Origin of the sequence: Bacillus cereus group sp. MYBK245-2, assembly GCF_051916145.1 — a bacterium.
Classification (GTDB): Bacteria; Bacillota; Bacilli; order Bacillales; family Bacillaceae_G; genus Bacillus_A; species Bacillus_A pacificus.
In genome coordinates this window covers 14,531-35,951 of sequence record NZ_JBQAGB010000003.1, presented here as the reverse complement: position 1 = coordinate 35,951, position 21,421 = coordinate 14,531, and the positions used below count along the sequence as shown (strand labels likewise).

Genomic DNA, 21,421 nt, shown 5'->3' with positions numbered 1-21,421 from the left:
TTTGTCTTCCCTTGTGTTTTTATTTGCATCTAGTACTTTTGCTAGATGCTTTTTTTTATGCTAAAAAGGTATCCTCAAACACTTTGAGGATACCTTTCCATTAATTTAGTGCACTTCAACAATTGTACCATCTTCAAATACTTTAAATACGCCAGTAAATCCTGATCCAGCTGCGCCTTCTATTTTATATGTCGTACGCACTCTAATTTGATAATATTTCTTTCCATTCTCTACTTGCGTATTTTCTAGCGTATAATCATAGTCTTCTTTATATTCATTTTTAATATATTCTTTCGCTTTCTCAAAAGTAAATGCATCTTGAGTCTTTCCTGTCTCTACCTTTTGGTTCTTCTCTGTCGTTACCTCCTGGTTCTTTTCTGTCTCTACTTTTTGAGACTTCTCTGTTGTTACCTTTTGATTCGTTGCTACATTCGTTTTTTCTGCCTTCGCTACTGTTGCATTCTTTTCTGCTTCACCAATTTTAGTAATTAATCCTGAAGCCTTTTTATTATATTCTTCAAGATTTTTGTTATCTTTTGTTTCTGAAACTAGCTTATTTAATATATCTTTCGCTTCTGCGTAATTTTTCTTATTTATTAACTCTTCGCTTTTCACCAGTTGCTCGCTATACTTCTTTTTTTGTTCTAAAATGGCTAGTAATGCTGTTCGTTCTTCCTTTGCCTGCTTTATAAGCGCATTATTTCCATTCTTCGTGTTCTCTACTTTTTCAAATAATTGAATGGATTCTTCTATCTTTGTCTCTTCTTTTAATTTCACCGCTTCTATCATGATTTTCGTTTGTTCTACAAGCACTATTGCATCTGAATCGTCTTTTTTCTCATCCAGCGCTCGTTCAAATGATGATAAGGCATTTTTATATTCTTTATTCGTTAACGCAGTCTTTCCTGCATCCATTTCTTTTTCAAAATCTCCATTACTGCATCCTGCTAACATTAAACATGTAATTCCAATTACCGTTAATAACTTCCTCATTGTTTCTCCCCCTATGTATTCCTAAAACAATAACGTCATATGTATAAAAGCCTGCGTAGTAATTAGACTGAAAGTAAATATGTACTACATTGTGTGTGGGAAAGGAAGTACATTTCATTTACTATCATTAGTTAAAACTCCTAAATAGTTGGTTTTCTTCTTTTAAGACAGAAAGGAATTTTAATAATGTGCGTAAAGCTCTCATCAGGTTCTTTACTACACACGCTCTTATACACACAGAAAAATTATTTTTATTTTTTAAACTTTATATATCTTCTGGTGATTCGATACGCACTCCGTTTTGTAACGCAATAAAAAAACAAAAGAAAACAAAATGCAATATATGTTACAGTTTGTAATCGACTTGTAACACAAATGTAACACAGTGTTTTTAAATATACAATAGTTTTTTACATTATTTCCCCCTTTCTATATTTTAAAGCGTTAATCAGGTTCCAAGCCTTAATGTAATACGTATTTTCATAACAATCACGCTAAAAAAAGAATTTACATTTTTGATTAAATTGAAGGATATCCCCCCTTAAAAAGAAAAAATACGCTATTCTTTCCTATGAGCCTATAGGAAGAAAGAATAACGTATTTTTCAAAAATGAGTTCTTTTATACAAACGCTTTAGTTCTATATCACAATTAAAAGGGCAATCAACGCTAATATAGCTGGAAGCCCTTGTTTCACAATAATTGATTTATTAGATGTGAAACCGCCGAACAGAGCTGCTACTACCACACACATTACAAAAAATAATTGAACCATATAACCAATTGAATTGAAACCAAGTATAAGTCCCCAAATGAGACCAACGGCTAAAAATCCATTATATAAACCTTGGTTTGCAAACATAATGGCTACGTTTCGATCTCCTTCTAAATGCTCAGGTAATTTAAAAGCACGTTTTGCCACTTTTGAATTCATAAAAAACATTTCGAGGATCATGATAAATAAATGTTCTAATGCTACGATCCCGACTAAAATAGCTGCGATTATTTCCACAGTATTGTGCCCCCTCTATCTTCGCTTTAATCTTATAGCTTATATAAAAATCCGACATCGTCTGAATAACACGTTTTCAAAAATTCCTCCTTCTTACTTATTAAAACATTAATTGACATATCAATATTTGATATGTCAATTAATATACAACTCCCCTTTTAGTTTTGCAAGTTTTTTTGCTCAATTCGTTTTATCCCACTTTAATGGGCAGTAAGACCACCATCTCAAAATTCAGCGAGAGCAAAGAATTTAAGTGGGGATCAACTGCCCATTAAAGTCCGATTAGTTCAACTAATAATCAGTGGGGATGAAGAAAACCCAAACTGATTAAAGTTTCACTTTATTTTGTTCCATCATCTTTAAATCAATTCAAATCCTATGTTAGCTCCCTAGAAACTATACTGTTTTTTAATAACTCCATAAAAGGAATCAGCTATATCGTCAAAATACATTATTCATTATTTTCACATAAAAAACAGCCCGCCTTCCGCAAAAGACGAGCCATTCCATTTAATTTTCACTTATTCTCTCCTTATACCAATCCTGCATTCTCTCCGCATCCTCTACTCTCGTATGCTCTAATTTATAACTTGATGATGCACTGGAAAACTTATACGTACATAAATCCGCGCGGCGCTGGAAATAGGATTGTGTCTTCTCCATTGATTGGACGTGTCTTCTTCTGACAAGTCCGGTATATTTTCCGACGCTACGATATACAAGCGTAATTTGCTCTCCATTTACACTGTAACCATTTGTTTTAAATGTTGCGTATCCAAGTGTAAAGATGAGAATCGCGAGCGGAATGAGTGCCCACATAATGAAGTGCTTTTCAAAGTATATACTTATTCCAATAAGCGGGATAGCTAGCATTGCGAAGAAGATGAAGCTATCAATGAGATAGCGGCGTAATGCTGCTTTTGGTAATGAAATAATATTTGTATTCAGTTTGTATGGTAGTTGTAAATGCGCGAGTAACTGTTGTACTCGATCTTTTCGAATGATTGGATGGAGTGTAACTTTCTCCTCTTTCCCCTCACTTTGAATGACTTCTACTTGCACAGCACAATAGCCGAACATTTGACGGAAAATGCCTTCTTTTATCGTAATCCCTTGAATACGATGTAACTTTAGGACGAGTTCTTTTTTCTCAAGTAATCCTTGTGAAATGCGGACTTCGTCATTTTTTCGATTTACTGTGAAATCCCCATGTTTTAGCGCATACCCGATTGTAGATATAATCCACGAAAGGACAAGCAAAATAGCTACCATGAAAATCCAGCCATATATGTCATGTTTCATTACATACGACTTTACGCTATTCTCTATCCATTTCGGAATATACTCATCTACTTGGTGATACACGAAAAAGATTAACGAGAATAATAGCCCAAACTGACCCGATGTCACAGAGGCTAATAAAATTTCCTTCCAAGTCAATTTATATTCTGTCGTTTGTTTTTCTTCTGTAATGATTTCTTTTTCTACTGTATTTTCTATTGCTTCGTCTACCGTTTCTTCTGCTTTCACTTCTGGAGTTGGCTCATTGAGTAAGGAAATAAGCTCCTTCGCCTCATCTTCCTTAATTCCAGCTAAGCTTACTTCTGCATCATCGCCTCCGCCAGCTGTTTCGATTTGAATTTTCTTTAAGCCAAGCATTTGATATATCACGTTAGAACTTGTATTAATCGTTTGCACACGTTCTTTATTTAAGTAGCTCTCTTTCTTCACAAAGAGACCTTGTTTCACATGTAATACGTTATTTTCAACCCAATACGTTGTGTAATACCATTTTTCAAACGCTGAAAAAACGGTGAGTAAACCGAATGCAGCGGGAATTAAATACCAAAACGGAAATTTTCCGTTTAAGCTAAACATGAAAATAATGAGTGGGATAAAGTCTGTTATTTTTAATTCTAATAACATCGTGATTGGATGCTGCCTCTTATACATCCTCATCACTCACTTTCGCTAATTCTGCAATTTTCGTTTTCAACATTTCTGCTTCATACATCGTTAAGCCTGGGATGCTGTGAGAAGTTGCTGCTGTTGAAATGTGCAATTCTGCTAAGCCATATTTTCTCATAATCGGCCCTTGTTCAATCGTAACGTGCTGTACACAAATCATCGGTACTAAGACGCGCTTTACGACGAAAAGGCCGTGCTGAATTTCAAGTTCTTCTTCATTTAGTTGGTAGCTGTAATAACGCTGACGTAGTTTTGGGAATACGAAGTACTCCAATGGTGCTAACGCAACTGTTAACCCGATTAACACGTACAAAATCCACGCCCACCAATCAAACTTTATCATGAGGAAAAGGTAAGCTAAAATGACAAGAATACCGATCCCTTCTTCTATTACAGCCCGAACTTTCCACACCTTGACCATGTCAGGGTGAATTTCATTTTTCAATGGCTCCATGTAACCACTCCAAATCTAGTAATCTAATATATGAATAGTCTCAATCTATATTTTACGTAACCTTACAGAAAATTGAAATTTAATCTTCTTTCTTCTCAGGAATAAAATATCCGAACCAAAGTAGCCAAATGAAACCGATTAACTTCATCCAATTTCCATCCGCTTGAAAAGCTTCTATCATGCCTGGAATTTTATACACCCCAATAAACCCAAGAAAACCGAGCCACCAGTTTTTTTGCATTTTCATCTTTACTCCTCCTTCATGACGTTTTTCACATTCCGAATCCAAATTTCTTTATACTTTAACTGGAATCCCATGAGCATGTAGTTGCTCATATTATCAATTACAAGTGCTAGCGTATGAGCGTTTTCTTCCATTGCATCTTGTGACACAACGCCCAGTCCTGCGCCTTTCTTCAATAATTCGTGGAAACCATTTAAAAACTCTTCTTGTATTTCAAATAAGCGTTTCTGATACTTTTCATTTCGCGCCGCAGTTACGATAAATTCATTTATAACGCGCAGTATTCCTTCTTGTCCTTCATACTCAGAGAGCATATGTAAACCATCTGTGATTAACTTTTCTGCAAAATTTTCTTTCGTATATTGCTCTTTATCAAAATAACTCACGAAATGATAACCAGAAAAAATTTCTTCAAATAAAAAATCAACTAACGCTTCTTTAGAAGAGAAATGATAATAAATAGCCGGTTTTGAAATACCTACCTCTTTCGCAATCATGGAAAGACTCATCTTCTCAATGCCGTGCTCTGCCATGAGTTTAAATGACGCCTCTACAATGTTTTGCGATGTTTGTAAATTCTTTGTCATACTGTACCTCACTTGTTTTTACTTACCGGTCGGTAAGTAAATTATAAAATGAAACAAAATGATTTTCAAGTTAGTTAGCGCTTCAGAAGGTATTTATTGGAAAATGTAGAAATTTATAAAGTAAAAGCAACATATAACAATAAGGAGGATATCATATGGGACTTGGTGGTAAAGGCGGTAGTGGTGGCACTGGCGGCGGTGAAGCTGGACAAGCTGGTAAGAACGGATTTTCATTCATCATTGTACTTTTTATCGTATTGATTATAGTTGGAGTTAGCTATATCGGACTTAGCTTCTAAGAAAAGGCGCCCTACATTACACATGTAGGACGCCTTCCTTTTAATCCTTATTCAATAATCGCATACGATAACAATTCATCGTTACTTCTCCAAGTCTTTGCAATAATTGATAGTTCGCATATGCGCCGACCGGGGCACCGATTATTGGTACGAGCTGAAGCATTTTTGCTAAATCGATATAGTCTCGGTACTCTGTTTGGAACTTTTCCCAGTCCATATGATTTTCTTCTTCTGTATCCCACGTTTCGATTGCTTTCCATATTTCTTTTCGGTGGTCGTCACTTGAAAAGGCAAGCTGGAAAACGTGAAGGATAAAAAGGCGCTCTTCTTTGTCGCTCGTATCAAATCCGTACAATGTTGCTGCATCGAATAAAAATTTAATTTTAATACCGAGTAGAAGCGGAAAGTCAGCAAGGCCAAGGAGAATACCGCCTGCTCCCGTCCCTGCTCCTTCTGCCGCTGCTATTTTTTTGTACTCATCCATTTTTTTACGTACTTCGTCGTCTCGTCTTTGCAATGACCAGTTCGTCTCTTTTAATTTCGGCTTTATAAAGTTTGATCCGGCGCTAATCGTTTGTACCATCATCCGAATCGTTTCTGTTAATACTTTTTGTACTTTCGCCGGAATAAGCTGTTGTACTTTCGTCTGCACTTTCTTTGAGAACCGTGTCATCATAGAAGAATCTTTCATGAATGTAGCTTTCCACTGCTCCAGTTCTTTTATAACCTTTTCTTCATATGTAATCATAGGTTCATTCCCTTCAATTTAAACGCTCAATACGTTTTGCCCCGTATTGATAAACGAAGCCGATACTAAATACTATGCTTACGACTAATAAAATTCCCGTCATCATGAAATCTTTCGTCGCAAGTACAAATATGATTGTAAAGATAATACTACCTGTAATAAGGATCGCATTTAATAAAGTAAGGAAATCTTTCTTCTTCTCTTCTCCGCCTACTGGGTACAAATCAAGCCAAATTTTCATGCGGTGATGTTTCCATAAAGTTAATAGCTGATAACCGATTAAGTATAGGAAGATAAGGCTTACGATAAATCGTCCATATAAAAACGGAATGAAGTAAAGAATAACTCCGCCAAGAACGAGCAGGCGTACATATAAGCCGAAATAGTTACCAGATCTTAAGAAAGTTCTCGTATATAAGTATAAATATGTACGCTTTTCGCCGATTATTGAAAGACTAAAATCAAGCCATTTTCTACGTGCTACTCTCTCTTTTAATGCTGGTACATCAACGAACATATTCGCGATGCGGTACAACAACATCATCTTCTTACCTTCTTCAGAAATTAAATACTCCCAGTTTAGTGGTTTTCCCTTCACCATTTGATACATAATTGCAAGGTATAACACCATGAGAAGGACGATTCCGGCAATAAAGATAACGGAAGTACGTTCTACAAGGAAATACACAAATAAGGCGTTTAAAATAAATCGAATGAACCAATCGGCTCTTTGTATATTTTGGTCTGTTAAAAATGATTTTTCCCACGCTACAAATAAATTCCACACTTTTACAATGACAAATGCGATTACAATCCATATGTAAGTCGCTCCTGTTTGCTTCATTTGCTGGAAGTATAACGGGGCAAGCGCTGCCGCTACAATTGCGATTATGTACAACTGAATCATAAACGTAAAAAGAAACGCCTTTGTAAAATATGGTTTTAATTTTTGTTCAACTGGCAGTAAGTAAACGAGATCCGCTTCTTTTAATAACGTTTGAATAGATCCGGCCGTTAATACGAGTCCAAGTAACACTGCCATAACGAGCGCAGTCGGAAACGAAGGTGTTAACGTTTGTAACCATTGCTGGTAATAATACGCTCCTGCGCCGATGATGAATACGAAAATAAATTTTAAATGATCATTAAATACGTATTTACTATATGTACGAACTTCTTGTAGAAAGTGACGAAATCGTTCTTTCCATAACGCTATGCTATTCATAATCTTCTTCCTTCGTTAATGCAATATAAATATCATCTAACGTTGCACCTGGCATATGAAACTGTGATTGCAGCTCAGATAACGTTCCCTTCGCTCTTACTTCGCCTTGATGCAGAATAATGAATGAATCACAATAACGCTCTGCTGTCGCTAAAATATGTGTACTCATTAAAATACCCGCACCGCTCTTTTTCATTTGATCCATCATTTGAAGGAGTGATTGAATCGCTAACGGATCAAGCCCAACGAACGGTTCGTCCACAATATAAAGAGATGGCTCCACTAAAAATGCACTCATAATCATTACTTTTTGTTTCATCCCTTTTGAGAAATGAGACGGAAACCATTTCAAACGATTTTTCATACGAAATTCTTGTAATAATTGTCCTACACGTTCTTCATATTGTTTTTCATCTACACCGTACGCCATCGCTGTTAACTTCAAATGTTCTTCTAGCGTTAGCTCATCATATAATACTGGTGTTTCTGGGATGAACGAAAAACTAGAACGGTACGCTGTCATATCATCACGAATTGTTTTCCCATTAATTGTGACAGTTCCTTTTTTCGGTTCCATTAAACCGATAATATGTTTAATCGTCGTACTTTTACCCGCTCCATTTAAACCGATTAAGCCGACAAGTTCGCCTTTATTCACAGAGAACGAAACATCTTTTAATACAGGTCGTTTCGTATATCCTCCTGTAACATTTTCTACACGCAATAACTCGCTCATACGACACCACTTTCTTCATTTATATTCGTTCTATATTTATCTTACCAAAAATTACGCTGTACTACATAGTATCGATGCGTTCAAAAAAAATTTAAATTTGTTCGCATATATTATTACGAAAGCGGACATCATAATTATTGAAGAAGGAACACATTGAAAAAGCGACCACCTATTGATGAGTACAACAACATAGTGAAGTCATCATGAAATGGGGTGTCCATGTTGGACAAAGAAATTTACACATAACCAGATCATTTGTTTCATTTTCGAAACGGGGTGTCTCTGAAAGAGCATATACTGTTTTAAAAAATAAACAATTTCATTTTATAAAAGATTGCAATTCATTTCACTTGAAAATGGGGTGTCTACGGCAGAAACTTTAGCCGATTTACCGTGCATTTCTTAAATAAATGAGGTGTCTGCGAAACGTAAATTACGATAATGCTTTTTCAATCCCTCTTCAGAAAACAGGAAGCTGAGTCAGCTTCCTGTTTTTCGTGTTTGTTCTCTTATGTAATTATGGTAAAATACGGCTAAGGATATTTGAAAGGATGAGATCAATGAATCATACAGCGGACAATTGTATTTTTTGTAAAATTATTGACGGGCAAATCCCTTGCTCAAAAGTATACGAAGATGAACATGTGCTTGCATTTTTAGATATTAGTCAAGTAACAAAAGGACATACTCTTGTTATTCCAAAAGTTCACAAACAAGACATTTTTGCGTTAACGCCAGAAATCGCATCACACATTTTTTCTGTCGTTCCGAAAATCGCAAATGCGATTAAAGCAGAGTTTAATCCAGTTGGCTTTAACCTACTTAACAACAACGGTGAAAAAGCTGGACAAACTGTGTTCCACTTCCACCTTCATTTAATTCCACGCTACGGTGAAAACGATGGTTTCGGTGCTGTTTGGAAATCACATCAGAATGAATACACTATGGAAAATTTACAAAACATCGCAAGTACAATTGCAAATAGCGTGAAATAGTGACACTATAATAAGTAGTCATACATAACAAGCCACTTTCCTAAAGTGATTAAATATGGCACGGCTTGTTTCTTCACTCAAGATGCCAGGGACTATACGCTTTTCCCTTGTCTTAAAGATATGCATATTTTTTCACATCATGAATACAAACAAAAAATAAGGAGGTCTCCTTTTATGTCAAAAGCTAAATCCTTTATTACAGGTGTCATTTGCGGCGGAGCAGTTGCTGGACTAGCTGTTCTTTTCTCAACTCCTTCTTCTGGCAAAGACATGCGCGGTAAGTTAAAAGAAAAAGGAAATGATATTAAAAAGACTTTAGCTGATATTACAGCTGATACAAAATTATTAAAACGTCAAATCGTTGAAACTGCTTCAGAAGGTAAAGAAGTGTTCCAAGAATTAAAAGACGACATGCACGATACACTTTCTAACTGGAAGCAAGATATTTCTCAAAACAAACGACATATTGAGCAAGAGATTTTGGACATTCAAAAATCAATTGAGAAACTACAAGAAGCTGTTCCGGAAAAAGCGTAAACAAATTCCTGCTTAGTTTTTTGCATATAACAAATATTTTTTATATAAATTGACCTTAACACGGCATATCACATAGATATGCCGTGTTTTTATGCATTTACAATATATGTTATCACTTAACATGTATGGACAACACATGTATTCATGACTTATAAACCGCTTCCATAGTTATGCATGATTTGTATAGAATGTCATTTTTTTAAAAAATTTTCACAATTCTCACAAAAAGACTTTATTAATTTTTATTTTACTGGCATAATAGATAGTAATGAAAAAGAATGTTAAAGTGGGTGAGTATATGAAAAGTGGAGAAAAAGATTACTCGGTAAAAGAAGCGATGATTTTCAGCCAACGCATTGCTCAATTATCGAAAGCGTTATGGAAATGTGTAGAGAAAGATTGGCAAATGTGGATTAAACCTTATGATTTAAACATTAATGAGCATCATATTTTAACAATCGCTTATCATTTAAAAGGGGCTTCTATTTCTGAGATTGCTAAGTTTGGAGTTATGCACGTATCAACGGCGTTTAACTTCTCGAAAAAGTTGGAAGAACGCGGCTATCTTGTATTCTCGAAAAAAGAAGATGATAAACGAAATACGTACATCGAAATTACAGACAAAGGGGAAGAATTACTACTTCGCTTAATGGAGGAGTATGACCCTGAAAATAATTCAGTGTTTAATGGGGCTCTTGCACTTCGTAATTTTTATGGGAAGTTCCCAGAAAATATCGAACTGATTGCTATCTTGCGTAACATTTACGGACAAGACTTCATCGATATTTTTGAGAAATCATTAGAAGATATTGAAGAGAACTTTACAGAATGCGATCAAAAGTTAGTTAAGAAATAATCTATTTATTTTTTGCAATCATGCTTAAGAATTCATTCATAAGCGGTTTGAATAAACCTTGTTTTGCTAGCGCTTCCGCAGTTTCGTGTACTTCGAGCTGATGTGGAAGCGCTTTTTCAAATTGATCTAATAGCGCATCAAACAAAAGAAGTCCTTCTGCTTTCTCCGCTACATATTGTTCGTTCAGCTTTTCACAAAGATGTAGTATACGTTCAACATCTTTTTTACGAGCTTTTTTCTTTATGATCAAAGAATAAAATGGACACTTTTCTTCATCAATCATTTTAAATAGTAGGTCTACGTAGTATTCAGCTTGTTCTAATCTTCTAACAACGTCCATTTTCTCCCTCACTTTCTAACACAAAGTCTTCTATTTCTGAATTTTATAACACGAACAAAATATCGTATGATACAATATATAAAGTATATGTATTTTAGCCAAAAGGAGGTCTCGCCTCATGACACTTATAACAGTTGTTTTTGTCGCATTCGCACTTCTTGTTATATTTTACACGAATTTCATGACACATACACTGTGTGAACGAAAACAAATATCTGCGAGCCGCCAACCCGGTGTCTTTCGGGTTATTAATGTATGTATAACAATTTTATTAATTTCTAGTTATATAGAAATTATATTTCATGGAAAGTGAGGAAGGAAAGCCCCTTCCTCACTTTTTTCCTCTATAAGCAAATTATACCTACTATAACCAATAAAATAAACAGTACAAGTAATAAAATAAGTTGAGAATTCATCCACATCCCCTCCTCTATTCTGTATATGCGGCATACGCCCAATATGGTACACCTTCAAAATCTGACACGTACTGGTTAATTTTTCTTTATCAATATGAAAACACGTCGAAATATGATATATTAAATTTTGTACATATTGCTTATACTATGAAATAAATGACACGCATCTTAACTTTATCCTAAAGCCTCGGTAAGCCCTGTTAAGCGCGCTTTACCAACAAAAAAAGCAAAAGTATCAGTGAGACTTAATCGGGCTCTGATGAACTAAAATTCATTGGTATAGGATAAATTAAAAATACATAATAGTAGGAGTGTTTATCGAATGAAGAAAGCTATGCTTGCCTTAGCCGCAACAAGTGTAATCGCATTATCAGCATGTGGAACATCATCATCAGACAAAATCGTTACATCTAAAGCTGGTGACATTACAAAAGAAGAATTCTACGAGCAAATGAAAACACAAGCTGGTAAACAAGTACTAAATAACATGGTTATGGAAAAAGTACTTATTAAAAACTACAAAGTTGAAGACAAAGAAGTAGACAAAAAGTTCGATGAAATGAAAAAACAATACGGTGATCAATTCGATACACTATTAAAACAACAAGGTATTAAAGAAGAAACGTTAAAAACTGGTGTACGTGCTCAATTAGCGCAAGAAAAAGCTATTGAGAAAACAATCACTGATAAAGAATTGAAAGATAACTACAAGCCTGAAATTAAAGCAAGCCACATTCTTGTAAAAGATGAAGCAACTGCGAAAAAGGTAAAAGAAGAACTTGGACAAGGTAAATCTTTCGAAGAGTTAGCAAAACAATACTCTGAAGATACTGGTTCAAAAGAAAAAGGTGGAGACTTAGGATTCTTCGGACCTGGCAAAATGGTTAAAGAATTCGAAGAGGCTGCTTATAAACTGAAAAAAGATGAAGTAAGCGAACCTGTGAAATCACAATTCGGTTACCACATCATTAAAGTAACAGACATTAAAGAGCCAGAAAAATCATTCGAACAATCTAAAGCTGACATCAAAAAAGAAATCGTTCAAAAGAAAGCACAAGATGGCGAATTCATGAACGACCTTATGATGAAAGAAATCAAAAAAGCTGACGTAAAAGTTGACGATAAAGATTTGAAAGATCTTTTCAAAGAGCAAAAAGCTGACGCTAAGAAAGACGAAAAGAAATAATGAAATAAAAAGCTCGGGCTTAGGCCCGAGCTTTTTACTTAATATCAGTTTCTTCGATTTTCATTAAATTATCAAGAGTTAAATTTACCCCTCGTAAACGTACTGCTTGATTTCGTTTTGTTTCCTCATATACATTACGTACGTACCTTCCGTTACCAAACTGTTCTGCTGTTCGAGCTATTTCGGTTTTCTCTCGAAGTTTCTCATAAGCAGCCTCTGTTAGCTCATATCCGTTCTCTTTAAACATTTTCTCTCCCATTTGCAGTAGCTCATCAACACTATAATCTTTAAATTCAATTTTATTTGGAATACGTGATCGCAGTCCTGGATTTGTATTTAAAAATCCTTCCATTTCATCCGTATAACCAGCAAGAATTACAATTAAATCTTCACGATAGTCTTCCATCGCTTTTAATAACGTATCAATCGCTTCCTTCCCAAAACCATAGCTAGTATTTACATCTTTAGCTAAGGCGTAGGCCTCATCAATAAATAACACTCCACCAAGAGCCGATTGAATCACTTCTTTTGTTTTTATAGCCGTTTGACCTACATATCCAGCAACAAGACCAGAACGATCTACTTCAATTACCTTATTAGAAGAGAGAATTCCTAGATGATAAAGTAACTCTGCCACAACTCTTGCTACAGTCGTTTTTCCTGTTCCTGGATTACCAGTGAAGATCATGTGTAATGCGGAGCCTTCATCTACTGGCAAACCTAAGTTTTTCCTTGTTTGTGTAATTCGAATTTGATCTTGTAAACTTCTCATAAAGTCTTTCACTTCATTCAATCCAATAATTTTCTGTAAATGTTCTTCTAATTGGAATTCTGCAGTTGCATTATTTTGTTCCTTCTCAAAATCTTCAGGAAGCAAGGTAACCATTTCATTTCCATCTAGAATTCCTTCATTTACAATCCGATTATCTAACTCTCTCTTAGCTTTCTCAATCACATTTCGTACCAATCTTCCATTTCCTGCATCGGCTTTCAAGCGTTTCACTTCTCTTGCAAGCACTTTCGACAACGGCGCAATTGACTCCTCTGCTAATACAAGTCCTTCCCTTTCTGTCGTTACCTTTGCAATCTCTACTAATTCAGCAACCGAATAGTCTGGGAAATATACATCATTCGGGAATCGAGATTTCAAACCTGAGTTAGCTTGTAAAAAGTCCCTCATTTCTTTCTCGTATCCAGCTAGTATAACGATAACGCTATCTCGATGATCTTCCACTAGTTTCACTAATGTATCAATCGCTTCTCTACCAACATTATCAGTACTCAACGCATATGCTTCATCTATAAACAGTATTCCACCAAGCGCAGACATAAATACTTCTCTTACCTTCTCAGGCGTTTGACCAGCGTAAGGAGAAATAAGATTACTCTTATCCACCTCAACCAATTTACCGCTTTTTAAAACACCCATTCTCTTTAGTAAATCACCAACTACACGTGCTACCGTCGTTTTTCCTGTCCCCGGATTACCAGTGAAAATCATATTTAAATTTTGAGAAGACTTCTGCCTAATCCCAACACTTTGGCGAAGTTGCTGGGCAATTAGTTGCTTTTCTAATGAACGGACGAAATCTTTTATGTCCGTTAATCCAACAATTGTTTCTAGTTCTTTTTCTAAATCAAAATCTTTATCTCTTGTATCTACGAGAAAATCTGATGCTTTAAAAGTAATAAGTTCTGTTGAATCCGTGTATTCGTATCCATCTTCACTAATTCGTGCCGACTGTCTACGCTCCCCTTCTTCCACAATATTTCTAATCATTCTTCCGTTTCCTGATTCTGCGGAAGATAGCTGCATTTCAGATTCTACTCTTTCCACTAAAGCTTCTCTTGCCTCTTCTGATAAATGGAATCCTCTACCTTTAATCATGCTTTCTCCAATCGCAACAAGCTCATGTAATGAGTAATCTTTGAAGTCAACATTTAAAGGGAATCGAGATTTTAGGCCGGCATTTGTTTTTAGGAATTCTTTCATTTCCTTCTCATACCCAGCTAGTATAACGATTATATTCTCTCGATGATCTTCCATAAGTTTTACAATCGTATCGATCGCTTCTTTCCCAAAACTATCCGTAGCTAACGCATACGCTTCATCTATAAATAAAATCCCACCTAAAGCTGACATAAATTTGTCAGTTGTTTTCGGTGCTGTTTCTCCTACATACCGTCCAACAAGCCCACCTCGATCTACTTCAACAAAGTGTCCTGATTTTAAAATCCCCATCTCTTTCATCATTGTCCCTAATAATCTAGCGACAGTTGTTTTACCAGTTCCAGGGTTACCAGTAAAGATCATATTCAAGCTTTGATTCATCGTAGAGTGTAATCCAGCTGTCTTCCTTTTCTTTTGCGCTACAAGCTGAAGTTCCATCTCCCTCATAAACTCTTTCACTTGATCGAGACCGATGATTTTATCTAATTCAGCATTTAAGTCAAATGTATTTTCGGCACCTAATCCAAAATCTTCTTTCGTTAACATATTTAATTCTTCATCACTTAAAAATTTTAAAGATTCACCAGAATTTTTGAGTCGACCTGATTGCTCTGCTATAGCTTTCTCAACAATATTTCTTGCCAATCGTCCATTTCCAGAATCATTTTTTCCTGGTATTTGTTTTCTCGTAAATTCTTCAATCAAATCATCTTTTAAATCATCTGCAATCGTAAACCCTTCACTTTCTACAATTTTTTCAGAAATCATGAAGAGTTCTTCAGATGTATAATCTGGAAAATCTATATGATTATTAAATCTAGATTGCAGACCTGGATTTGTCTTTAAAAAATCGTCCATTTCATCCTTATATCCAGCAAGAATGACAACTAAATCTTCTCTAAGGTCTTCCATTCCTTTAACTAAAGTATCAATGGATTCTTTTCCAAAATCATTTTCTCCACCTCTAGCTAAGGAGTATGCTTCATCGATAAATAAAACCCCGCCTTTTGCAGAATCAATCACAGCTTGTGTTTTTGGCCCTGTCTGCCCTACATATTGTGCAACTAAACGTGCTCGGTCCACTTCCACTAAATGACCACTTGATAAATAACCTAATGCCTTTAAGTATTTCGCTACTAACCTTGCGATAGTAGTCTTACCGGTACCTGGGTTTCCTGTAAAGATAAAATTCATCGTTAAACGTGTTTGTTTCGCCCCGCGAGATTGTCTAATCTTTTGTAGTGCCAAGAACTCTTCCAGCTGAAAAACTCTTTCTTTCACTGCATTTAAACCAATGACTTTTTCAAATTCTTTTTTAATATTTTCTAAATTCTCTGCCCCTGCTTTTTTACGAGTAACTTGTATTTTCTCCACACCATCATCTAAATATAATTCATCTGATGCTGTAAGCTGATAAATGATGCCAGGCTCTATTTTTCCTGATATGCGTAAATTTGTAATGGATTGATAAATATCGTCTTCTATATAACTCTTAATCCCATGTACCCCCATCGTTAAATTAGCTTTCTCAACAATAAAGTCAGATACACCATGTGTGTAGTTCATATTTACTTGTAATTTCGTATGAATACGTTTTTGATATTTTTTCAAATAGCGATCTGATATTTTTGTTAAAGTACGGGGCGGTAATACAGACGTTTGTGGATAATCCATTATTTTCTCTAATACTGTGGCTGGAAACATTGTACGAATATCTTTCAAATCTTTTTCGGTAGATAAAATAATTAACTTATTTTCTATTTGAATCGAATCAATGCTTTTCTCCGCTAAGCTACTATATGTTTTTTGGAGCGATTGCCAATTCGCATTATAAACATAGCGATCCTTCAACTTAATTTTTCCATCCATAATTAATTCTGATAACTTAGAAATTAAATCAGGTGGACATTTATCGACATTATCAAAGTACAGTACATCTGATTCAGACTTGATTCCTCTATACACATCTGATAAAAAAGTACTTTCAATATCTGATGCTCCAAGCGAACTGCTAATATCGATATAGTGTAAATCTGGTTTTTCATATAAATCATACTCATTCATAATCGCCGTTAAATATTTTACGGATTTATATATACCTGTACCTTTTCGACCAGAGACAAAAATAACATTTTTTAAGTTCGCATCTGGACGTTCGTAAATAAAGCTTCTCATATAGCCCATACATAACTGATCGATAAACTCTTCCTGACCGAGTATATAGCTATTTAAACGTTTTTTCCCATCTTCAAACACTCTTTTATACTTATCGATTTCGTTATTACGATTTTGCTCCCCCGTATTTGAATCGTAATTTGGGTCTCTTCTTCTTTGTTGCTTATATTCTTCTTTAGGGGGTTGCTTCACATTTACTCTTTGAGCATTTAACATTAACTCACGGAATCGATCAGCCCACGAGGAATTCGGATTTCTCATTAAAAACTTCTTACAACACTTTATGCATTGCGCTTCCATTTCTGATTGTAAAAGAGCTTTCGCATAATAATACTCTAATTCGTCACTCTTTCCGTTTTTCAACGCTTGTTCAAAATATGTAATCGCTTGTTGCACATGTTTTTTTTCAAACAGATAGGCTTGTCCCATTCTAACATTCGCTTCATGGTGCAATGAATCTTGGCTTAAAACTTTATTGAAATAAAATCTAGCTTTCTCATAATTTTCTTGTTTTAAATATAATTTCCCTAACCCCATTAACGTAGTAATATCTGCTTCACCTAAATTATATGCACTTAGAAGCAATGTCTCTGCTTGATTAAGCTGATTTAGTTCTACATATGTTATCCCTAAATACACCATATATTCGCTATTACTCTCATCTAATGATAGCGCTTGCTCAAAATACATTTTTGCCTTATCGTAGTTTTGATTATGTAAAAATAACAACCCAGCTAAATAAAATAGCCCCGGATGATCAGAATATTGAGTAAGTAATCCTTCAATTTGAGTCAATGCTTTTGACAACTCTCCTGAATGGACATTTGCTTCAAATAATGATTTAAAGGCCAAAAACTCTTCTTTGTTATACAAATTTACCGTTGACATTGTATCCCTCCTATAAAGCAATTAAAGATTTATGAATAAAGAAAACTCCTATATAGGAGTTTTCAAAGTGTTCATCATCTTCTACCAAATACAACCGCTATGGCGGTTAAAATACTTCGATTTCGCTTCTCTCTTTGACCTGTATGAACTTCTTTATTATCAAGCCAAACTGGAATTCTACTAATTTTCCAAACAAAATAAAGCAAAGCTCCACTAATTAATAAACTAATAAATGAGAAAGAAAATAGTGCATTTAAGAACCATATTGCTGGAATGAATCCTAAACCAACAAAACGTCCTACAAGGAACTTTGTTTGTAATGCTTTTTCACCTAAATCAATAAATGTTTGAATGTATCCAAGTAACTCTCTATCTGTCGCATAAATCTTAGCTTCTCTTAATAAGATTAGTCCTTGTTCAGCGCTCTCTTGAGAAATATAGCTATAATAAGTCTCACCATTACTCTCTTGAGGGTATAGCATTGATAAACACTTATAGTAGTAATTATAAGCTAATTCATTGCCTAGACTTGGGTCTTTCCCATATGTTTCAATTAGTTGATATAAAATGTCAATCGCTTGATCATAATTATCTCTATGTCTTGCGATAACTGCCATTCTGAAACGATATGCTCGCTCATTCGGGTTAATACTTAATGCTTGTTGAGTTAATCTTTCAGCGTGATCTAATCGCTCTTCGAAGCTTAATTTCGGATGATCCAAATAAACATCAGATAAATCATAATAGAATACATCGTTATTCGTTTCGATATCCATCGCTTTTCTATACTCATAAATCGCATCATCAAACTCATTCCACATATAATGTGCTCTCGCTAATATCGCCCATCCGTGTGCGTTAGCTCCATAATCTTCAGTGACTTTTTTCCCTACAACAATCGCATCTGCAACTCTTCCTTCTTCTAATAGACTCCATGCAAGATCTATTAATTCTTGTGCAGTAGTTTCTGTTGGATTATCAAACTGTTCTTGTTGATTCGTATTCACTTCGGATTTAGAACCTTCTAACATACGATTATACTCGCTTCTCTTCGCTTCATCCAAAAGGATTACCTCAGCCTCAGCAAGAATCTCAACTTTTCGTTCTGCTTCCTGTCTACGCTTTAAATCAGGTGCATTCGTTCTCCCTAACCATTTTCGCTGCGCCTCAATTAACTTCTCTTTCAGCTCGCTTGCTCCAATATTTGGATCGACCTGCAGCAATTCATAATAATTCTCCAAAGGTTAAACACCCCTATCCGTATAAAATACATCAAAAAAAAATCGTTATTCCACTGAAATTCCTGCTAACTTTTCAGCTTTTTTCTCAATTGCTGCTTCTGTTAAATTTGATTTTCTTTCAATTTGCATTTCACCTAAATGTTGACCAGTATTTTCATCTTTTCCATAAACGTGTACAACGCCATTTTCGTCATATGTAAAAATAAAGCGAACTGGGTATCCTTGTGGTTTTGATCCTCTTAAATCTAGATTCGATTCACCGATAACTTTTACAAAGTCAGGGTCACTGTCTTCCCCTTCTGTTACTTGAACGTGAAGAGATGTTTGCCCATCATTAACTGTATAAAAGACAGCTTCTTCACTAGCTGGAATTGGTGTATTTCGAACAATCATTTTTTGGTTAATGAATCCACCAGTGTTATTATCATGAATTAAAATCCCTAAACTATGTGAGTTTACATCTACTACTCTCGTTTTTGGTTTAAACTCTTCTGCATTGTTAGACGCTTCATTATCTACTTGTAATAAACTTCCTTGAATAGCAGCTCCTAATGCAACTACTTCATCAGGGTTAACATCTTTTGAAGGCTTAATTCCTGTTGTACGTTCAATTAAATCTGATACAGCTGGAACTCTTGTCGATCCACCAACAAGTACAATCTTATCAATATCTCCCCAAGATAATTCAGCATCCATCAAAACATTTTTCATAATTAAAGCCGTACGACTTAAAAGAGGTGACAGAAGTTCATCAAATTTTTCTTTCGTCACTTCAACTTTTACTGTACGCCCTTGAGATGAAAGTGTAATAACCGATTTTTTACGAGATGATAGCATTTTTTTACAAGCTTCCGCTTTCTCACGTAAATCTTGTACTGCATTTAAATCATCATATAAATCTAATCCATGCTCTTCTTCAAATTTCTGTTCTACTAATTCAAAGATTTTGTTATCAAAATCGAAACCGCCTAAGTTACGATCTCCCCCAGTAGCCTTAACAACTACTTCATCTTGATTTAGTTGTATCAGCGTCACGTCAAATGTACCTCCGCCTAAATCGTACACCATTACATTCTGCTTTTGCTCACGATTCGCTAAACCATATGCTAATGCAGCAGCTGTTGGTTCGTTAATTACCTTAAGTACATGTAAACCAGCAATTCTGCCCGCATCTTGCGTTGCTTTTCTTTGCGCATCATCAAAATAAGCTGGTACTGTAATAACAGCTTTCGTCACTTTAGCGCCTATTGCTTCTTCTGCATCTTCTTTTAAACGTTTCAAAATAAGAGCCGAAAGATCCTCAGGTGTAAATACCTCTCCACCTATCGGGAATTTATAACTTGCATTTCCCATCTGTCTCTTCACAAATTGAACAGTATTTGTTGGGTCTGATACAGAAATACTTTTTGCAGTTGAACCTATAACAGGTGATCCATCTTCAAAAAATATAACTGATGGAGTAACTCTTTCTCCCTCACGGTTTGGCAAAATTGTTGGGTTTCCACTATCATCTATGTATGCCACCGCCGAGTTGGTTGTTCCTAAATCGATACCAATAATCACCTAATCAGCTCCTCAATATCCTTTTTTCACTACATATTGTTATAACAAATAAGATAAATCTAACATTTTTTTCACAAATTTACCATAAGCACGACTCATTAATTATAATAAATAGTTAAAAAAGTTCCGTCAATGAAAATTTCCCGTAATTTAACTACATCATTTTATGTATATTTTATACCTTCTACAACCATTTTTGTTGTGTTTTTTCAGAAAAATCATAAAATATTTTCTGATATAAAAATATGGCGGCTTTAGCAAGTACGCTACAAGCCACCTTAACTACAAATACATTAAATTTTTTCATCTACAATGCGAATCATAAAGTACTCAACAAGCGATTCAATTGTTGGAAACTTAGTCCCAACTTCGTTCAAGTCCATTTCAAAGTTCAACTCGAAAATATCATGTAATTCAATAAGAGCCGAAATGAACATCCCTACATCCCCAGTGTATGCAACAGGTGATCCATCTATCTTCAACTCTTCTACTGGCTTTAATCCTTTTTCCGAAATCACCGCTAATACCGATGCAATTACAGATTGTATTAAATTCTCTTTTATTGTTTTTAATGTTGACATTTTATCCACCTCATAAATATTTTATTAAACTACTATCTTTTTCGCTTATACAACAGTTTTCCTAATTTAATAGTCAGGCGAGGGATAGCAATCGTAGCATACGTAACGTGACGTCCTAAATTTTGAGCTTCTTCTCCCAATCCTTTCACAAATTCCCTCGTGAATTCTTTTCTTTCTAATAATTCTTTATAATGCGCAATGGCATTTTTCCATTGTTCTACAAATGTATCACCTTCACCATTTTCTTTCCCTTCCTCAACACGTGTACGAATGTGACGAAGAAACGGAACAACTTCTCCTAATATGCATTCCGTTATTTCACTTGCAAGTTCATCCATAATTTCTTCCATTCCCTCTTGTAATGTTTCACTTATTTCTTCGGGAATTTCATCTACACCGAGTTTCTCTTTCACATAATTGTCTACCG

21 protein-coding genes are annotated in these 21,421 nt (G+C 35.1%); 6 read left to right on the top strand and 15 right to left on the bottom strand.

The features are described 5' to 3' along the window. Window positions 1-105: 105 nt before the first annotated feature. The 6 genes from ACTFRN_RS07275 to ACTFRN_RS07250 all read right to left on the bottom strand — a co-directional run bounded on the left by ACTFRN_RS07275 (window position 106) and on the right by ACTFRN_RS07250 (window position 5,257). Entirely contained in the window at window positions 106-993 is an 888-nt protein-coding gene (locus ACTFRN_RS07275) for a hypothetical protein (RefSeq protein WP_049111522.1), read from the bottom strand. Window positions 994-1,632: 639 nt separating this feature from the next. Then, window positions 1,633-2,004: a DUF1304 domain-containing protein gene (locus tag ACTFRN_RS07270; RefSeq protein ID WP_000402488.1), complete on the bottom strand. Its 372-nt coding sequence runs from the start codon at window positions 2,002-2,004 to the stop codon at window positions 1,633-1,635. A gap of 510 nt (window positions 2,005-2,514) precedes the next feature. Continuing rightward, entirely contained in the window at window positions 2,515-3,957 is a 1,443-nt protein-coding gene (locus ACTFRN_RS07265; RefSeq protein ID WP_074567812.1) for a PH domain-containing protein, read from the bottom strand. Beyond that, window positions 3,950-4,426, bottom strand: coding sequence for a PH domain-containing protein (locus ACTFRN_RS07260; protein ID WP_074567813.1), 477 nt, complete (start codon window positions 4,424-4,426; stop codon window positions 3,950-3,952). The genes ACTFRN_RS07265 and ACTFRN_RS07260 overlap by 8 nt, the downstream gene beginning before the upstream one ends. A 79-nt stretch (window positions 4,427-4,505) precedes the next feature. Then, window positions 4,506-4,673, bottom strand: a complete 168-nt coding sequence (locus ACTFRN_RS07255) for a hypothetical protein (protein WP_000783813.1) — start codon at window positions 4,671-4,673, stop codon at window positions 4,506-4,508. 2 nt (window positions 4,674-4,675) lie between these two features. Then, on the bottom strand, window positions 4,676-5,257 hold the full coding sequence (locus tag ACTFRN_RS07250; RefSeq protein ID WP_000164855.1) for a TetR/AcrR family transcriptional regulator: 582 nt from the start codon (window positions 5,255-5,257) through the stop codon (window positions 4,676-4,678). Window positions 5,258-5,412: 155 nt separating this feature from the next. On the opposite strand from ACTFRN_RS07250, the gene ACTFRN_RS07245 reads away from it, so the two are divergent. Next, complete coding sequence (locus tag ACTFRN_RS07245) at window positions 5,413-5,556, top strand: YjcZ family sporulation protein (protein ID WP_000522750.1); 144 nt, start codon at window positions 5,413-5,415, stop codon at window positions 5,554-5,556. 40 nt (window positions 5,557-5,596) lie between these two features. Here the strand turns inward: ACTFRN_RS07245 and ecsC are convergent, their stop codons facing one another. Genes ecsC through ecsA form a run of 3 tightly spaced genes read right to left on the bottom strand, consistent with a single transcriptional unit; the run spans window position 5,597 to window position 8,265 of the window. Continuing rightward, entirely contained in the window at window positions 5,597-6,304 is a 708-nt protein-coding gene (gene ecsC / locus ACTFRN_RS07240; protein ID WP_000634125.1) for an ecs operon protein EcsC, read from the bottom strand. Window positions 6,305-6,317: 13 nt separating this feature from the next. Further along, window positions 6,318-7,529, bottom strand: coding sequence for an ABC transporter permease EcsB (gene ecsB / locus ACTFRN_RS07235; protein ID WP_074567814.1), 1,212 nt, complete (start codon window positions 7,527-7,529; stop codon window positions 6,318-6,320). Next, on the bottom strand, window positions 7,522-8,265 hold the full coding sequence (ecsA, locus tag ACTFRN_RS07230) for an ABC transporter ATP-binding protein EcsA (protein ID WP_001292602.1): 744 nt from the start codon (window positions 8,263-8,265) through the stop codon (window positions 7,522-7,524). Before ecsA ends, ecsB begins: the two co-directional genes overlap by 8 nt. A 560-nt stretch (window positions 8,266-8,825) precedes the next feature. On the opposite strand from ecsA, the gene ACTFRN_RS07225 reads away from it, so the two are divergent. From ACTFRN_RS07225 to ACTFRN_RS07215, 3 genes are all read left to right on the top strand, one after another. After that, entirely contained in the window at window positions 8,826-9,260 is a 435-nt protein-coding gene (locus tag ACTFRN_RS07225; protein ID WP_001016840.1) for an HIT family protein, read from the top strand. A 174-nt stretch (window positions 9,261-9,434) separates the two neighbouring features. Further along, window positions 9,435-9,797 (top strand): YtxH domain-containing protein, encoded by a 363-nt coding sequence (locus tag ACTFRN_RS07220; RefSeq protein ID WP_000030301.1) that lies wholly within the window; start codon window positions 9,435-9,437, stop codon window positions 9,795-9,797. 298 nt (window positions 9,798-10,095) lie between these two features. Next, window positions 10,096-10,653, top strand: a complete 558-nt coding sequence (locus ACTFRN_RS07215; RefSeq protein WP_074567815.1) for an HTH-type transcriptional regulator Hpr — start codon at window positions 10,096-10,098, stop codon at window positions 10,651-10,653. A 1-nt stretch (window position 10,654) separates the two neighbouring features. Here the strand turns inward: ACTFRN_RS07215 and ACTFRN_RS07210 are convergent, their stop codons facing one another. Beyond that, a complete protein-coding gene (locus ACTFRN_RS07210) occupies window positions 10,655-10,993 on the bottom strand; it encodes a DUF1878 family protein (RefSeq protein WP_000383661.1) in 339 nt (112 codons plus the stop codon). 118 nt (window positions 10,994-11,111) lie between these two features. Between ACTFRN_RS07210 and ACTFRN_RS07205 the strand changes: the two genes are divergently transcribed. Then, entirely contained in the window at window positions 11,112-11,306 is a 195-nt protein-coding gene (locus tag ACTFRN_RS07205) for a hypothetical protein (protein ID WP_000172692.1), read from the top strand. A gap of 425 nt (window positions 11,307-11,731) precedes the next feature. Next, window positions 11,732-12,595: a peptidylprolyl isomerase PrsA gene (prsA, locus tag ACTFRN_RS07200; protein ID WP_000710071.1), complete on the top strand. Its 864-nt coding sequence runs from the start codon at window positions 11,732-11,734 to the stop codon at window positions 12,593-12,595. A 34-nt stretch (window positions 12,596-12,629) separates the two neighbouring features. Here the strand turns inward: prsA and ACTFRN_RS07195 are convergent, their stop codons facing one another. The 5 genes from ACTFRN_RS07195 to ACTFRN_RS07175 form a co-directional block, all read right to left on the bottom strand. Next, window positions 12,630-17,609, bottom strand: coding sequence for an AAA family ATPase (locus tag ACTFRN_RS07195; RefSeq protein ID WP_074567816.1), 4,980 nt, complete (start codon window positions 17,607-17,609; stop codon window positions 12,630-12,632). 74 nt (window positions 17,610-17,683) lie between these two features. Next, entirely contained in the window at window positions 17,684-18,850 is a 1,167-nt protein-coding gene (locus ACTFRN_RS07190) for a tetratricopeptide repeat protein (RefSeq protein ID WP_074567817.1), read from the bottom strand. 45 nt (window positions 18,851-18,895) lie between these two features. Then, the gene (locus ACTFRN_RS07185) at window positions 18,896-20,413 is read right to left on the bottom strand and encodes an Hsp70 family protein (protein WP_000583401.1); all 1,518 of its coding nucleotides are present in this window, start codon (window positions 20,411-20,413) and stop codon (window positions 18,896-18,898) included. Between the two features lie 293 nt (window positions 20,414-20,706). Continuing rightward, window positions 20,707-20,994 carry a hypothetical protein gene (locus tag ACTFRN_RS07180; RefSeq protein ID WP_000105691.1) on the bottom strand — a complete coding sequence of 96 codons (288 nt, stop codon included), beginning with the start codon at window positions 20,992-20,994 and terminating at the stop codon, window positions 20,707-20,709. A 32-nt stretch (window positions 20,995-21,026) separates the two neighbouring features. After that, window positions 21,027-21,407, bottom strand: a complete 381-nt coding sequence (locus ACTFRN_RS07175) for a hypothetical protein (protein ID WP_049111580.1) — start codon at window positions 21,405-21,407, stop codon at window positions 21,027-21,029. Window positions 21,408-21,421 lie beyond the last annotated feature (14 nt).

Coding starts and splice junctions, on each gene's coding strand:
- ACTFRN_RS07195 (WP_074567816.1), bottom strand. CDS start 17,609: ATGTCAACGGTAAATTTGTATAACAAAGAAGAGTTTTTGGCCTTTAAA.
- prsA (WP_000710071.1), top strand. CDS start 11,732: ATGAAGAAAGCTATGCTTGCCTTAGCCGCAACAAGTGTAATCGCATTA.
- ACTFRN_RS07250 (WP_000164855.1), bottom strand. CDS start 5,257: ATGACAAAGAATTTACAAACATCGCAAAACATTGTAGAGGCGTCATTT.
- ACTFRN_RS07215 (WP_074567815.1), top strand. CDS start 10,096: ATGAAAAGTGGAGAAAAAGATTACTCGGTAAAAGAAGCGATGATTTTC.
- ecsB (WP_074567814.1), bottom strand. CDS start 7,529: ATGAATAGCATAGCGTTATGGAAAGAACGATTTCGTCACTTTCTACAA.
- ACTFRN_RS07210 (WP_000383661.1), bottom strand. CDS start 10,993: ATGGACGTTGTTAGAAGATTAGAACAAGCTGAATACTACGTAGACCTA.
- ACTFRN_RS07220 (WP_000030301.1), top strand. CDS start 9,435: ATGTCAAAAGCTAAATCCTTTATTACAGGTGTCATTTGCGGCGGAGCA.
- ACTFRN_RS07205 (WP_000172692.1), top strand. CDS start 11,112: ATGACACTTATAACAGTTGTTTTTGTCGCATTCGCACTTCTTGTTATA.
- ecsA (WP_001292602.1), bottom strand. CDS start 8,265: ATGAGCGAGTTATTGCGTGTAGAAAATGTTACAGGAGGATATACGAAA.
- ACTFRN_RS07265 (WP_074567812.1), bottom strand. CDS start 3,957: ATGTATAAGAGGCAGCATCCAATCACGATGTTATTAGAATTAAAAATA.
- ecsC (WP_000634125.1), bottom strand. CDS start 6,304: ATGATTACATATGAAGAAAAGGTTATAAAAGAACTGGAGCAGTGGAAA.
- ACTFRN_RS07180 (WP_000105691.1), bottom strand. CDS start 20,994: ATGTCAACATTAAAAACAATAAAAGAGAATTTAATACAATCTGTAATT.
- ACTFRN_RS07260 (WP_074567813.1), bottom strand. CDS start 4,426: ATGGAGCCATTGAAAAATGAAATTCACCCTGACATGGTCAAGGTGTGG.
- ACTFRN_RS07225 (WP_001016840.1), top strand. CDS start 8,826: ATGAATCATACAGCGGACAATTGTATTTTTTGTAAAATTATTGACGGG.
- ACTFRN_RS07255 (WP_000783813.1), bottom strand. CDS start 4,673: ATGAAAATGCAAAAAAACTGGTGGCTCGGTTTTCTTGGGTTTATTGGG.
- ACTFRN_RS07275 (WP_049111522.1), bottom strand. CDS start 993: ATGAGGAAGTTATTAACGGTAATTGGAATTACATGTTTAATGTTAGCA.
- ACTFRN_RS07245 (WP_000522750.1), top strand. CDS start 5,413: ATGGGACTTGGTGGTAAAGGCGGTAGTGGTGGCACTGGCGGCGGTGAA.